The organism is Azospirillum isscasi (genome assembly GCF_030849505.1).
GTDB classification, from domain to species: Bacteria; Pseudomonadota; Alphaproteobacteria; order Azospirillales; family Azospirillaceae; genus Azospirillum; species Azospirillum isscasi.
On the sequence record NZ_JAUJFI010000056.1, the window covers coordinates 18,494 to 32,464 of the forward strand.

Annotated in this window: 16 protein-coding genes; 13 read left to right on the forward strand and 3 right to left on the reverse strand. The window is 69.0% G+C overall.

Going from position 1 to position 13,971, the window contains the following annotated elements:
• Nucleotides 1–23: 23 nt before the first annotated feature.
• Nucleotides 24–860, reverse strand: a complete 837-nt coding sequence (locus tag QSG27_RS13380) for a substrate-binding domain-containing protein (RefSeq protein WP_306706910.1) — start codon at nt 858–860, stop codon at nt 24–26.
• Nucleotides 861–994: 134 nt separating this feature from the next.
• Complete coding sequence (locus QSG27_RS13385) at nt 995–1,690, reverse strand: ABC transporter permease (RefSeq protein WP_306706912.1); 696 nt, start codon at nt 1,688–1,690, stop codon at nt 995–997.
• Between the two features lie 118 nt (nt 1,691–1,808).
• On the opposite strand from QSG27_RS13385, the gene fdhD reads away from it, so the two are divergent.
• The 13 genes from fdhD to QSG27_RS13450 all read left to right on the forward strand — a co-directional run bounded on the left by fdhD (nt 1,809) and on the right by QSG27_RS13450 (nt 12,863).
• Nucleotides 1,809–2,690 carry a formate dehydrogenase accessory sulfurtransferase FdhD gene (gene fdhD, locus QSG27_RS13390; protein WP_306706914.1) on the forward strand — a complete coding sequence of 294 codons (882 nt, stop codon included), beginning with the start codon at nt 1,809–1,811 and terminating at the stop codon, nt 2,688–2,690.
• Entirely contained in the window at nt 2,680–3,306 is a 627-nt protein-coding gene (gene mobA / locus QSG27_RS13395) for a molybdenum cofactor guanylyltransferase MobA (RefSeq protein WP_306706916.1), read from the forward strand. The genes fdhD and mobA overlap by 11 nt, the downstream gene beginning before the upstream one ends.
• Entirely contained in the window at nt 3,303–3,815 is a 513-nt protein-coding gene (locus QSG27_RS13400; protein WP_306706918.1) for a DUF3305 domain-containing protein, read from the forward strand. Before mobA ends, QSG27_RS13400 begins: the two co-directional genes overlap by 4 nt.
• A 137-nt stretch (nt 3,816–3,952) precedes the next feature.
• Nucleotides 3,953–4,525: a DUF3306 domain-containing protein gene (locus tag QSG27_RS13405; protein ID WP_306706920.1), complete on the forward strand. Its 573-nt coding sequence runs from the start codon at nt 3,953–3,955 to the stop codon at nt 4,523–4,525.
• A gap of 290 nt (nt 4,526–4,815) precedes the next feature.
• Complete coding sequence (locus QSG27_RS13410; RefSeq protein ID WP_306706922.1) at nt 4,816–5,427, forward strand: TorD/DmsD family molecular chaperone; 612 nt, start codon at nt 4,816–4,818, stop codon at nt 5,425–5,427.
• A 153-nt stretch (nt 5,428–5,580) separates the two neighbouring features.
• Nucleotides 5,581–5,781, forward strand: a complete 201-nt coding sequence (locus tag QSG27_RS13415) for a formate dehydrogenase (protein ID WP_306706924.1) — start codon at nt 5,581–5,583, stop codon at nt 5,779–5,781.
• A gap of 15 nt (nt 5,782–5,796) precedes the next feature.
• On the forward strand, nt 5,797–8,685 hold the full coding sequence (locus QSG27_RS13420) for a formate dehydrogenase subunit alpha (RefSeq protein WP_306706926.1): 2,889 nt from the start codon (nt 5,797–5,799) through the stop codon (nt 8,683–8,685).
• A gap of 21 nt (nt 8,686–8,706) precedes the next feature.
• Nucleotides 8,707–9,303 (forward strand): formate dehydrogenase FDH3 subunit beta, encoded by a 597-nt coding sequence (fdh3B, locus tag QSG27_RS13425; protein WP_306706928.1) that lies wholly within the window; start codon nt 8,707–8,709, stop codon nt 9,301–9,303.
• Nucleotides 9,300–9,494, forward strand: a complete 195-nt coding sequence (locus QSG27_RS13430; RefSeq protein WP_306706930.1) for a hypothetical protein — start codon at nt 9,300–9,302, stop codon at nt 9,492–9,494. The genes fdh3B and QSG27_RS13430 overlap by 4 nt, the downstream gene beginning before the upstream one ends.
• Before the next feature lie 32 nt (nt 9,495–9,526).
• A complete protein-coding gene (locus QSG27_RS13435) occupies nt 9,527–10,618 on the forward strand; it encodes a formate dehydrogenase subunit gamma (protein ID WP_306706932.1) in 1,092 nt (363 codons plus the stop codon).
• A gap of 11 nt (nt 10,619–10,629) precedes the next feature.
• Complete coding sequence (locus QSG27_RS13440) at nt 10,630–11,019, forward strand: hypothetical protein (RefSeq protein ID WP_306706934.1); 390 nt, start codon at nt 10,630–10,632, stop codon at nt 11,017–11,019.
• An 81-nt stretch (nt 11,020–11,100) separates the two neighbouring features.
• Nucleotides 11,101–12,102: a WD40 repeat domain-containing protein gene (locus QSG27_RS13445; protein WP_306706936.1), complete on the forward strand. Its 1,002-nt coding sequence runs from the start codon at nt 11,101–11,103 to the stop codon at nt 12,100–12,102.
• A gap of 62 nt (nt 12,103–12,164) precedes the next feature.
• The gene (locus QSG27_RS13450; RefSeq protein WP_306706938.1) at nt 12,165–12,863 is read left to right on the forward strand and encodes a class II aldolase/adducin family protein; all 699 of its coding nucleotides are present in this window, start codon (nt 12,165–12,167) and stop codon (nt 12,861–12,863) included.
• Nucleotides 12,864–12,866: 3 nt separating this feature from the next.
• On the opposite strand, the gene QSG27_RS13455 is transcribed toward QSG27_RS13450, so the two are convergent.
• The coding region (locus QSG27_RS13455; RefSeq protein ID WP_306706940.1) for a sensor histidine kinase at nt 12,867–13,971 on the reverse strand (1,105 nt) is incomplete at its 5' end.

Consider the following 13,971-nt stretch of genomic DNA (forward strand, 5'->3'; position numbering starts at 1 on the left):
TTCCGTTGCCCGGTCGAGGCCGGTCAGGCGCCCGGCTCGCTGGCGTTCGGGAAGAACAGCGAATTGCCATTGATGGTGTAGTCGGCGATGGCCTTCTGGCCCTCCCCCGACACCAGCCAGTCGACGAAGGCCTGCCCGTCGGCGGCCTTGACGTGGGCGAACTTGGCCGGGTTCACCAGCATCACGCCATACTGGTTGAACAGCCGCTTGTCGCCTTCCACCAGCACGTCGAGGTCGCCGCGGTTCTTGAAGCTGAGCCAGGTTGCGCGGTCGGTCATGGCGTAGCCGTTCACGGCGGCGGCGGTGTTCAGCGTGGCGCCCATGCCCTGGCCAATGGCGCGGTACCAGCCGTCGCCCGTCGTGGGATCGACGCCGGCGGTCTTCCACAGCGCCTGCTCCGACTTGTGGGTGCCGCTGTCGTCGCCGCGCGACACGAAGGGGGCCTTGGTCGCGGCGATGGCCTTCAGGGCAGCGGACACGTCCTTGCTGCCGCCGACCTTGGCCGGGTCGGCCTTCGGCCCGACGATCACGAAGTCGTTGTACATGACCGGCTTGCGCTCGGTGCTGAAGCCCTCGGCGACGAACTTGTCCTCCGACGGCTTGTGGTGGACGAACAGCACGTCGGCGTCGCCGCGCTTGGCGATGTCGATGGCTTGGCCGGTGCCCTTGGCGACCACGCGGACCTCGATCCCGGTCTTCTCCGTGAACTTCGGCAGGATCGACTTGAACAGGCCCGAATCCTCGGTCGAGGTGGTGGAGGCCACGGTGATGAAGCGGTCGGCGGCGGTGGACGGCTGAACGGAACCGAGCAGCAGAGCCGCGGCGGCGGCGCATCCCAGCACGAAAGAACGGCGCAGCATCGGACTATCCCTCTCCATGTTCTCGCCCGCCTTGGTTGCGGGCTGTGCCGGCGACTATGGGAAACTTCGAACGGCTTTGCAAATTTTCCAAAGCCGCGGGCCGGCATGGTGGGACGGAGGGACGGGAAGGCGGCTCAGGCCCGCCGCGTCTCCCGCACCATCGCGGCGGCGAGGTTCACCGACAGCGACAGGGCCATCAGGATGACGCCGAGGCCGAGCGCCAGCGGCAGGTCGCCCTTGCTGGTCTCCAGCGCGATGGAGGTGGTCATGACGCGGGTCACCCGGTCGATGTTGCCGCCGACGATCATCACCGCCCCGACCTCCGCCGAGGCCCGCCCGAATCCGGCCAGCACGATGGTCAGCAGGCTCCAGCGCGCTTCCGACAGCAGGGTGACGAGTGTGGTCAGCGGCCCCGCGCCCATCACCCGCAGCAGGTCGGCGTACTCCTCCAGCAGATCCTCGACGATCTGACGGGTCAGGGCGGCGACGATGGGGACGATCAGCACGGTCTGCGCGACGATCATGGCGGTCGGGGTGAACAGCAGCCCCAGCACCCCCAGCGGGCCGGAGCGCGACAGGATCAGGTAGACGATCAGCCCCACCACCACCGGTGGCAGCCCCATCGCCGTGTTCAGGAACAGGGTGACGGCGCGCCGCCCCGGAAAGCGGAAGGCCGCCACGGCGGCGCCCAGCGGCAGGCCGATCAGAGCCGACAGCAGAACGGCGGTCAGGCTGACCCGCAGCGACAGGCCGACGATCCCCACCAGACCGGGGTCGAGGTCGGCGATCAGGTGGAAGGCGGTGACGAAGGCCAGGCCGAACTCATGCATGGAGGCACTCACATAACAAAACCGGCACAGAACAAAACCGGGCCGCATCGCGTCCGTCCTGCGGGAACCGATCATCCGCCGCTTGCCCCGGCGCGCGATCTTCCCCACTCTTCCGCTCATGGACCTCTCGGAATTCACCATAAGGCCGGACCCGGCGAATCCCAAGCTGACGGAGCGCGTTTCCGGGCTGGATCAGGACGGGCGTCCGGTCGAGGCGTCGGTCACCGTGGAACGGCCGCTGACGCTGTACCTGAACGGGCAGGAGATCGTCACCATGATGACGATCGCCGACTACCCGGACTATCTGGCGGTCGGCTATCTGCTCAACCAGAACATGCTGAAGCGCGACGACCGGATCACCGGCATCGACTACGACGAGGAGATCGACACCGTCGTCGTCCGGACGGAGCGCGCCACGAACTACGAGCAGAAGCTCAAGAAGAAGACGCTGACCTCCGGTTGCGCCCAGGGCACCGCCTTCGGCGACGTGATGGAGACCTTCGAGTCGGTGCGGCTGAACCCCGACGCGCGGCTGAAGACCTCCTGGATCTACGCCCTGTCGAAGAAGATCAACCTGACGCCCAGCCTGTATCTGGAGGCCGGCGCCATCCACGGCTGCGTGCTGTGCCAGGAGGACCGTCCCCTCATTTATATGGAGGACGTCGGGCGCCACAACGCGGTGGACAAGGTGGCGGGCTACATGCACCTGCACGGCGTCCCGGCGCAGGACAAGATTTTCTACACCACCGGGCGCCTGACCTCGGAGATGGTCATCAAGACGGTGCAGATGGGCATCCCGATCCTGCTCTCCCGCTCCGGCTTCACGGCCTGGGGGGTGGAGCTGGGGCGGCAGGCCAACCTGACCATGGTCGGGCGGGCCAAGGGCAAGCGCTTCCTTGCCCTGGCCGGCACCGACCGGCTGGAGTTCGACGCCGACCCGGCCTCGGTCGGCGACGAGGGCGGACGGCATCAACGCAAGGGGAGCCGGGATGAGGATTGAGGGCATTGCCGGCGTGCTGCTGGCCGGCGGCCTGTCGCGGCGCATGGGCGGCGGGGACAAGAGCCTGCGCACGCTCGGCGGGCGCAGCATCCTGGAGCGCATCGTCGCCACCGCCCGCCCGCAGGTCGGGCCGCTGGTGCTGAACGCCAACGGCGACCCGGCGCGCTTCGCCGCCTTCGGCCTGCCGGTGGCGGCGGACGTGGTGGAGGGCTATGCCGGGCCGCTGGCCGGGGTGCTGACCGGGATGGAATGGGCGCGGGCCAACGCGCCGGACTGCCGCTGGGTGGCCAGCTTCGCGACCGACGCGCCCTTCATCCCCGGCGATCTGGTCGCCCGTCTGGCGGCGGCGGTGGAGCGCGAGGGCGCCGACCTCGCCTGCGCCCGCTCGGACGGGCAGGAGCATCCGGTCTTCGGGCTGTGGCGGGTGGATCTCGCCGACGACCTCCGCCGCGCCATGGTCGAGGAGGACATGCGCAAGGTGGACGCTTGGACGGCCCGCCACCGGTTGGCCATTGCCGACTTCGCCACCGATCCGGTAGACCCCTTCTTCAACACCAACCGGCCCGACGATCTGGCGGAGGCCGAGCGGTTGATCGCGGCGGGGCTGGTTCGATGAGCGATGCGCTGAACAAGACCGAGACCCTTAAGAACTCGGAAACGATGGCCCTGGGCATCGTGCTGGAGCGCCGCAAGGGCGCGAGCCCCTGGGCGGAGTGGGTGTGGCGCCCGGTGTCGGTGATCCCCGGCGCCCCGCCGGTGGACGGCCCCCGGCGCCTGCTGCGCGAGGGGGAAGGCTGGGCGCAGTTCCACGCCGCGACCCTGCCGCTGGAACTGTTCCGAAGCGACACCGAAGGCTACAAGCTGAACCTGTCGCAGGAGCCGCCGCGCCTGTGGGTCGTGCTGCGCCCGGACGAGACGGGCGAGCCGGGGGGCGTCGTGCCCTTCGTCGTCACCGCCTCGGCCCACGAATGCGAAGCCTATCAGGTGAGCGGCGTGGAGACGGTGGAAACCGTCCCGATGCCGCCGGAGGTCACGGCGCTGGTCCGCGACTTCACCGAGCAGCACCATGTGGATGTCCCCTTCGTGAAGCGCGAGCGCAAGCGGCATTTCCCGAAGCAGGGGTGATGGATTTTTGATGGAGTGGTCGTGTTGGGCCCCCACCCAACCCTCCCCCACCTTCGGCGGGGGAGGGCTTTCTCCTCTCCCCGTGAAGTGGGGGAGGCCGGGAGGGGGCAGCGCCACGACTCCCGAGACACACAGCCATGACCGACGAACCCTTCCTCTCCCGCTGGTCCCGCCTGAAGCGGCAGACCGCCACCCCTGTCCCGGAACCGGTGGAACCGCCGCCCGAGGAGCCTCCCGCGCAGCTCCCGGCGGAAGCGGCTGCCGAACCCGCCCCCGACGCCGCTTCCGAACCGGAAGACCCGCTCAAGGACCTCCCCCCCATCGAGGAGCTGACGCGGGAGTCGGACTTCACCCCCTTCCTGCGGGCGGAGGTTCCGGACGACCTGCACCGGCAGGCGTTGCGCAAGCTGTGGACCTCCGACCCGGTCTTCGCCAACGACGACGGGCTGAAGGACTACGCCGACGACTACGCCAGCCTGTTCACCGGCTCCTCGCCCGTGAAGACTCTCTACCGCGTCGGCAAGGGCTTCCTCGACGCCGCGGACGAGGCGGCGGAGACGGCGGACAAGGCCGCTGTCCAACCACCGGTGGCAGCGGACGCCGCCGATGAAGACGGGAAAGAAAAGGCGGTCACATCCGAAGGTTCCGAGCCGCAACGGATCGCCTCTGCTTCGCAGGAACCGGACAGCGATATGACAAAAAGAGCATAGCGCCAGTCCAGCCAAAGAACCGGCGCACACAATCCGATGCCGACCTTTGTTGACAAATGCCGCGATTCTGCCTTTTAATAGCTCGACCCTGAGCGGTAAGCCACTGATATGGCGCCGCTTTTCGCGGGTGCAATATGAGGTTGTCGGTCCAGGGCGTCTCGGGCGCCGGCCTATGACGCCGTGAGCCTTCAACGGGCGAGCCAATGCGCCGCCGTTGTCGCGGCGGGTGGGGCCGGGCGCCGGGGTTATGCCGATCTGGTCCTCTTGTCGCGTCGGGAGGAATGAACGCCGTGTCCTTGGCCGGTGAACACGATCCGTCGGCCCTGCCGCCGGAGGAGATGCAGCGGGCGCAGATCTATGCCCTGCTGGCGCATCTGCTCGCCCGCCCGCCCGGCGGGGAGTTCCTGGCGGCGCTGGCGGCTCTGGATGGCGACGGCAGCCCCCTCGGGCAGGCGCTGAGCGGTCTGGCCGAATCCGCCCGCGGCACCGGCGCCGCCGCGGTGGAGGAGGAGTTCAACACCCTCTTCATCGGCGTCGGCGGCGGCATCCTGTCCCCGTACGGCTCCTACTATCTCACCGGGTTCCTTCACGAAAAGCCGCTGGCCGAGCTGCGCGGCGACATGGCGCTGCTGGGCATCGCCCGCGCCGACGAGGTGAAGGAGCCCGAAGACCATATCGCCGCCCTGGCCGAAATGATGGCGGGTCTGATCACCGGGGCCTTCGGCGCCCCGGCCGATCTGGAGGCGCAGCGCCGCTTCTTCGACCGCCACATCGGCTCCTGGGCCGGCACCTTCTTCACCGATCTGGAATCCACGCCGTCCGCCGCCTTCTACCGCGCGGTGGGCACGCTGGGACGCCGGTATCTGGAAGTCGAGGGGAAAGCCTTCGACATGGCTGCGTAATCGGGCGGCGTGGCCGGGCTCCGGCCCCGCCGCACGACGGACAACGACAACGAGACCGGCCCGCGACAAGGCCGGTCCGAACCACAAGGCCCGGAAACCGGGCGGCACATCGGTCTTCAGTCTCGGGGAAGCCGCGAAGAATAGGGTGAAGCTATGACGGACAAGAAGGAAAAGACCACGCTCGCGCGGCGCGACCTGTTCCGCGCGGCGGGATTGGGCGTTGGCGCGCTGGGCGCCGCCGCCGTTGGCGCCGTGGCGGGCGTGGAACCGGTGCAGGCTGCCGAGCCCGCCGCCTCCCAGGGCTACCGCGAGACCGACCATGTCCGGACGGTCTACGAACTGAGCCGCTTCTAAGAAGGACCGCCGCACATGCTGACGAAGAAGAAGGCGGCCGCGTCCGGTGGCCGTTCGCTCGCGAAGATGGTTTCCGGCTTGACCGGCAACACCGTCGACCGTCGTTCGTTCCTCCGCACCTCCGGCATCGCCGCCGGTGGCGCGGCCATCGCCGCCACGATGCCCTTCGGCATGGTGAAGAAGGCCGAGGCCGTGACCGCCACCCCCGCCGCGGGCGCGCCGGTGAAGCTGGTCAAGAACGTCTGCACCCACTGTTCGGTCGGCTGCACCGTCACCGCCGAGGTGCAGAACGGCGTCTGGATCGGCCAGGAGCCGAGCTTCGACAGCCCGATCAACCTGGGCGCCCATTGCGCCAAGGGCGCCGCGGTGCGCGAGCACGCCCACGGCGACCGCCGCCTGCGCTACCCGATGAAGATGGTGGACGGCAAGTGGACCCGGATCTCCTGGGACCAGGCCATCCAGGAGGTCGGTGACAAGCTGCTGGCGATCCGCGAGAAGTCCGGCCCGGATTCGGTCTTCTGGCTCGGCTCGGCCAAGCACAGCAACGAGCAGGCCTATCTGATCCGCAAGTTCGCCGCCTTCTGGGGCACGAACAACGTCGACCACCAGGCCCGCATCTGCCATTCCACCACCGTCGCCGGCGTGGCGAACGTGTGGGGCTACGGCGCCATGACGAACTCGTACAACGACATCCAGAAGTCGCGCGCGATGTTCTTCATCGGCTCCAACGCCGCGGAGGCGCACCCGGTCGCCATGCTCCACATCCTGAAGGGCAAGGAGCAGAACAACGCGCCCCTGATCGTCGCCGATCCGCGCTTCACCCGCACCGCGGCCAAGGCCGACGAGTACATCCGCTTCCGGCCCGGCACCGACGTGGCGCTGATCTGGGGCATCCTCTGGCACGTCTTCGAGAACGGCTGGGAGGACAAGGAGTACATCGCCAAGCGCGTCTACGGCATGGACGAGATCCGCGCCGAGGTCGCCAAGTGGACTCCGGAGGAGGTCGAGAAGGTCACCGGCGTTCCGGGCTCGCAGCTGAAGCGCGTCGCCCGCACGCTGGCCTCCAACCGTCCCGGCACGCTCGTCTGGTGCATGGGCGGCACGCAGCACCACATCGGCAACAACAACACCCGCGCCTATTGCGTGCTCCAGCTGGCACTCGGCAACGTCGGCGTGACGGGCGGCGGCACCAACATCTTCCGCGGCCACGACAACGTGCAGGGTGCCACCGACTTCGGCGTCACCTCGGACTCGCTGCCCGGCTACTACGGGCTGGCGGAGGGCGCGTGGCGCCACTGGGCGCGCGTCTGGGACGTGCCGTATGATCAGGTCCTGGCCCGCTTCAAGGACAAGAAGCTGATGGAGGCCACCGGCATCCCGGTGTCCCGCTGGTTCGACGGCGTCCTGGAAGCCAAGGAGAACATGGACCAGCCCGACAGCATCAAGGGCATGGTCTTCTGGGGTCACGCGCCGAACAGCCAGGTCCGCCTTCCCGACATGAAGAAGGCGATGGAGAAGCTGGAGCTGCTGGTCGTCGTCGATCCGTTCCCGACGATGACCGCCGTCCTGTCCGACCGCAAGGACAACTTCTACCTGCTGCCCGCCGCCACCCAGTTCGAGACCGTCGGGTCGCGCACCGCGTCCAACCGGTCGGTCCAGTGGTGCGACAAGATCATGGAGCCGCTCTTCGAATCGAAGACCGACCATGAGATCATGTACCTGTTCGCCAAGAAGTTCGGTTTCGCCGAGCCGATGTTCAAGAACATCAAGCTCCACGGCAACGAGCCGGACATCGAGGACCTGACGCGGGAATGGAACCGCGGCATGTGGTCGGTCGGCTACACCGGCCAGTCGCCGGAGCGTCTGAAGCTGCACATGCAGCATCAGGGCACCTTCGACAAGACCACGCTGCGCGCCAACGGCGGCCCGTGCGACGGCGACTATTACGGCCTGCCTTGGCCCTGCTGGGGCACGCCGGAGATGAAGCATCCGGGCACCGCCAACCTCTACGACACCTCCCTGCCGGTCGCCGAGGGCGGCGGCGCCTTCCGCGCCCGCTTCGGCGTGGAGCGCAACGGCGTGACGCTGCTGGCCGAGGGTTCCTACCCGGTCGGGTCGGCGGTCAAGGACGGCTATCCGGAGGTCACCTACGCCATGCTGGAGAAGCTGGGTTACGCCGGCGACTTCACCGAGGCCGAGATGGCGGTGATCCGCAAGATCGGTGGCGACAAGATCGGCGCCGTGTCCTGGACCACCGACCTGTCGGGCGGCATCCAGCGCGTGGCGATCAAGCACGGCCTGAACCCGCCGGGCAACGCCAAGGCCCGCTGCGTCGCCTGGAACTTCCCGGACCCGGTGCCGGTGCACCGCGAGCCGCTCTACACGCCGCGCCGCGATCTGGTCGCCAGCTACCCGACCTACAAGGACACCAAGTCCTGGCGCCTGCCGACGCTCTACAAGTCCATCCAGGACCGCGACGTGTCGAAGGAGTACCCGATCATCCTCACCTCCGGCCGTCTGGTCGAATATGAGGGCGGCGGCGACGAGACCCGGTCGAACCCCTGGCTGGCCGAGCTTCAGCAGGACATGTTCGTCGAGATCAACCCCTTCGACGCCAACAACGCCGGCATCAAGGACGGCCAGATGGTCTGGGTCGAGGGCGCGGAGCAGGGCAAGGTGAAGGTCAAGGCCATGCTGACGGAGCGTGTCGGCCGCGGCGTCGCCTTCATGCCCTTCCACTTCGGCGGCCATTACCAGGGCCAGGATCTGCGCGCCAAGTACCCGCAGGGCGCCGACCCGGTCGTGCTGGGCGAGGCGGCGAACACCGCCACGACCTACGGCTACGACTCGGTCACGCAGATGCAGGAAACCAAGACCACCCTCTGCCGGATCTCGGCGGCCTGAGACGCCTAGGAGTTCATCATCATGGCCCGTATGAAATTCCTCTGCGACGCGGACCGCTGCATCGAGTGCAACGCCTGCGTCACCGCCTGCAAGAACGAGCACGAGGTGCCTTGGGGCATCAACCGCCGCCGCGTCGTCACCATCAACGACGGCAAGCCGGGTGAGCGGTCGATCTCGGTCGCCTGCATGCATTGCTCCGACGCGCCCTGCAAGGCGGTCTGCCCGGTCGATTGCTTCTACCAGACCGAGCAGGGCGTGGTCCTGCACAACAAGGACCTGTGCATCGGCTGCGGCTACTGCTTCTATGCCTGCCCGTTCGGCGCCCCGCAGTACCCGCAGGCCGGCAACTTCGGCAGCCGCGGCAAGATGGACAAGTGCACCTTCTGCGCCGGCGGTCCGGAGGCCGACAACACGGACGCGGAGTACAAGAAGTACGGCCGCAACCGTCTGGCCGAGGGCAAGCTGCCGCTCTGCGCCGAGATGTGCTCGACCAAGGCCCTGCTGGCCGGCGACGGCGACAAGGTGTCGGACATCTACCGCGAGCGCGTGGTCGCCCGCGGCTTCGGCTCCGGCGCCTGGGGCTGGGGCACCGCCTATCAGATGAAGGCCGGGTCGTGACCGTGATCCGCCGCACCGCCGGTCTGATGGCGCTTCTCCTCGTCACCCCGCTTCTGGCGGGGTGCAACGAGGAGGAGCAGGCGCGCCCGATCCATCTGGAAAAGGGCGTCTACCGCGGCGCCGCGGACACGCAACTGTCCGCGGACCAGACCCGGGCGCTCCAGCAGCGCTCGGCCGGCCAGCGTTTCTGATGGGCGCGGTTGTGAAGGGAAGGGCTGACGCAATGACGTCTCATCATTCCAAAGGCTGGCTGGCCAAAGGCTGGCTGGCCAAGGGCTGGCTGGCCAGAGGCTTGCTCCGGTCGCCGTTCCAGATCGTGCTTCTGGGCGTCGTCATGCTGGCGCTGACCCTGGTCATGGCCAATGTCTCCTCCGCCTCGGCGGGGGAAGCGTTCCCGCCGGTCGCCAACCAGCCGGCGGACGGCACGTCGAAAGCCGATATGTGGCAGGGCATCCGTTCCGGCGTGCAGGGCACCGTCACGATCCCCAACAAGAGCGCCGGCGTGCTGGTGCAGTCGGAAGGGGAGGCGTGGCGGTCGCTGCGCAACGGTCCGCTGTCCACCTACGGCGGCTGGGTGCTGGGCGGCATGCTGGGTCTGCTGGTCCTGTTCTTCCTGGTGCGCGGGCGCATCCGGATCGACGGCCAGAAGACCGGGCGGACCATCCAGCGCTTCAACGCCTTCGAGCGGGGCGTGCACTGGCTGACCGCCGGCAGCTTCATCGTCCTGGCCTTCACCGGGCTGAACGTTCTGTACGGGCGCCACACCATCCTGCCGCTGATGGGGCCGGAGGCGTTCGCCGCGATGACCCAGTACGGCAAGTTCGCCCACAATTACCTGGGCTTCGCCTTCATGCTGGGCATCGTCCTCATCTTCGTGATGTGGGTGAAGCACAACATTCCGGAGCGCAACGACATCGCCTGGGCGCTGAAGGCCGGTGGCCTGTTCAGCAAGGGCGTCCACCCGGCGGCGAAGAAGTTCAACGCCGGCCAGAAGGTGATCTTCTGGGCGACCGTTCTGGGCGGTGCGGCGCTGGGCTTCACGGGCGTGCAGCTCCTGTGGCCCTTCTCCTTCGCCTCGATGGCCGACATGCAGCTTTACCAGCTCATCCATTCGGCGGTCGCGGTGGTGCTGATCGCGATCGTCATCGCGCACATCTACATCGGCTCGGTCGGCATGGAAGGCGCCTTCGACGCGATGGGCACCGGCGACGTGGAACTCCAGTGGGCGCGCGAGCACCATTCGCTGTGGGTTCAGGAGGTGACCGGCGAGACGCCGCGCCATCACCACGGCCATCACCGCGCGCCCGCCGAATGAGGACCGTGTCCATGCGTATGTTCATTGCCGGCCTGCTGCTGGCCGGGGCGGTCGCCGCTCCGGCCTTCGCCCAGACCGCGCCCGCGGCCAAGCCGGCGCCCATGCCGGCGGACGAGGTGAAGCGGGTCGTCGAGCAGACCCACAACGTGCAGGTCCTGCGCGTCACGGAAGCGGAGCTGGAGGACAGCACCACCGTCTACAAGGTCGCCGCCATGAGGCCGGGAACCGCCGGGAACGCCGCCTACATGGTCAGCACCCTGACCGTCGATGCGGCGACCGGCCTCGCTCTGCCGCCCTTCCGCCACCAGGCGGCGGGTTACAGCCTGCCCCAGGGCGGCAGCTACGAGCCGAACCGGACCTCGAACAACCCCGCGGTCGCCCGCGGGCACACCTGGCGCTGAGAACACCCGGCGCCACCACCTGTTACCCACGGACCGGCGGCGCTGGCTGCCGGTCTTTTCCTTTTCGGGAGGGGATCGGGCATGGGGAAGGGACGCCGTCCGGGGAGTCCGCCTTGCCTTGTCCGCCGCCGGCTGTTGGCCCTGGCCGCGCTGGCCCCGGTCCTGGCCTTTCCCCTGCGTTCCCGTGCTGCCGATCTGGTCGGTCACGGCGCCATGGTCAACGCCGTCGCCGTGTCGCCGGACGGCACCCGCGCCCTGACCGGAAGCTGGGACTATTCCGCCATCCTCTGGGACCTTGCATCCGCTTCCCAGCGCTCCTCCTTCCATGAGCACGCCGCCGGGGTGACCGCGGTGGCCTTCCTGCCGGACGGCACGCGCGGCCTGACCGGCAGCCGCGACACGGCCATTATCCTCTGGGACCTGGAAGGCGGGCGTCCCCTGCGCCGCTTCGAGGGGCACACCGGCACGGTGGCCGGTCTGGCGGTGGCGCCGGACGGGCGGAGCTTCGCCTCCGCCGGCTGGGATTCGGTCGTCCGCGTGTGGGACCCGGAGAGCGGCGCCCTGCTGCGGACGCTGGAGGGGCATGGCTCCAACGTCAACGCCGTGGCCTTCACGCCGGACGGCGGTCGGCTGGTCTCCGCCGGGTACGATTTCCAAATCCGCGTCTGGGACGCCGCGACCGGGCAGGAGAAGGCCGTTCTGGAAGGGCACGAGGGCAGCGTGAACGGCCTGTCCCTGTCCCCCGACGGGCGGCTGGCCGCTACGGCCTCCAGCGACGAGACGGTGCGGCTGTGGGACCTGGAGTCCGGCGCGCTGCTGCGCACGCTCTACGGACACACCGGCTTCGTCACCTCCGTCGCCTTCTCGCCCGATGGCACGACCTTGTTGTCCGGCGGGGGAGGGGACCGGCGCGTCCGGCTGTGGGATGCCGCCACCGGGCGTCCGCTCGCCTCCTTCCGCGGGCATGAGAAGCCGGTTCTGGCGGTCGCCTTCACCCCGGACGGGCAGAGCGCCCTGTCCGCCGGCTACGACGCCGTCGTCCGCCATTGGGACTTGAGCAAGGGGGACAGCGACCGTCCTTGACAGGCATCGCCCGGCCATGGCCCGCTCACCCTCCCGCCGTACCGCAGACGAGACCCCACCCGATGACCAGCCTGTCCCACCCGGCGCTGCGCCGCTCCATCATCGACACCTGCCTCGCCATGAACGGGGCAGGAATCAACCAGGGGGCGTCCGGCAATCTGTCGGTGCGGGTGGAGGGCGGCTTCCTCATCACGCCCAGCAGCCTGCCCTACGACGAGACGGAGCCGGAGGACATCGTGGAGATGGGCTTCGACGGGACCTATGCGGGGACCCGGCGGCCCTCGTCGGAATGGCGCTTCCACCGCGACATCCTGAAGGCGCGGCCCGACGTGGACGTGGTTCTGCACGCCCATTCGACCTTCGCCACGGCGCTCGCCGTCCATGGCCGGGGCATTCCCGGCTTCCATTACATGGTGGCGTTGGCCGGGGGGGATTCGATCCGCTGCGCGCCCTACGCCACCTTCGGCACGCAGGAGCTTTCCGACCACGCCGTGGCGGCTCTGGACGGGCGGCTGGCCTGCCTGCTGGCCAACCATGGCATGATCGTGCTGGGCACATCGGTGAAGGGCGCCCTGGCCCTGGCGGTCGAGGTGGAGACGCTGGCCCGCCAGTACCTCCACGCCCATCTGCTGGGCGAGCCGGTCATTTTGCCGTCCGAGGAGATCGCCCGCGTCGCCGAGAAGATGCGCCGCATGAGGTACGGCCTGCCGCCCGAGGAGGGTGCCGCCCCCGAGGACACCGCCCGCCCGCGGGAAGCCTGACGGTCAGGAGGCGAGGCGGGCGACCGGGCGCAGCGTGCCGATGGTCACCAGCGGGCGCTTGGCCGCGCCGGCGGTGCCGACCTGGAGCGGACGCTCCTCCGCCGGAGGCTGGTGGTAGGCGGGCAGGGCCACCGTGACGCGGGTGCCCTGGCCGGGCTCGCTCGCCACCTCGATGTCGCCGCCGAGCATGGCGGCGTAATGACCGACCAAGGTCAGGCCGAGACCGGCGCCCCGCCGCTTCCCACCCGCGCCGCCCTGGCCCCCTCCGCCTTGAACGAAGGGCTGGAACAGGCGGGCGGTCTGGCTGGAGGCGAAGCCGCTGCCGCTGTCGGTCACGGTGAAGCGCAGCCAGGGCTCCCCGTCGCGCTCGACCCGTTCGGCGGTCAGAAGGACGGCGCCGCCCTGGGTGAACTTGCAGGCGTTGTCCAGCAGGTTGAGAAGCGCCTGCCGGACCTTGCCGAAATCCGAATACATCTGGCCGAGCGTCGCGGCCTCGGCCTGGAGCGTCACCTCGTTGCCGTTGAGGTCGGCGGCGGGCAGCGTGCGCTCCCGCGTCTCGATCAGCAGCCGGTGCACGTCGAAATCCTGGAGCACGACGTCCATGTTGCCGGCCTCGATCCGGGCATAGTCGAGGATCGCATCGACCAGGGTCAGCATCTGCTCGCCGGTCCACTGGATCTGCTCGACGTCGGTGGCCAGCTCCCCGGCCCCCAGGCGGTGCAGCTCGCTCATCAGCGATTGGCTGGAGGCGACGATGCCGTTGAGCGGGGCATGGAGTTCCTGCCCGATGTTCACCAGGAAATGGGTCTTCGCCTCGTTGGCGGCGTCCGCACGCTCCTTGTCGCGCAGAAGTTGGCCGTGCAGGTCGGCGGCCTCCTGCCGCTGCCGCTCCATCTCCACGGTGTTGTCGCGCAGGACATGGACGGCGCGGGCCAAGGCGGCCACCTCGTCCGCACCCTCGTCCGGGGGCAGGGCGACATCGGTCCGCCCGGCGGCCAGCGCGGTCACCGCGGCGGCCATGCCGGCGACCGGCCGGGCGACCCGGCGGTTGACGAACCAGACCATCGCCAGCCCGGCCAGCGTCACGCCCAGCGCCGCCCACAGGGCG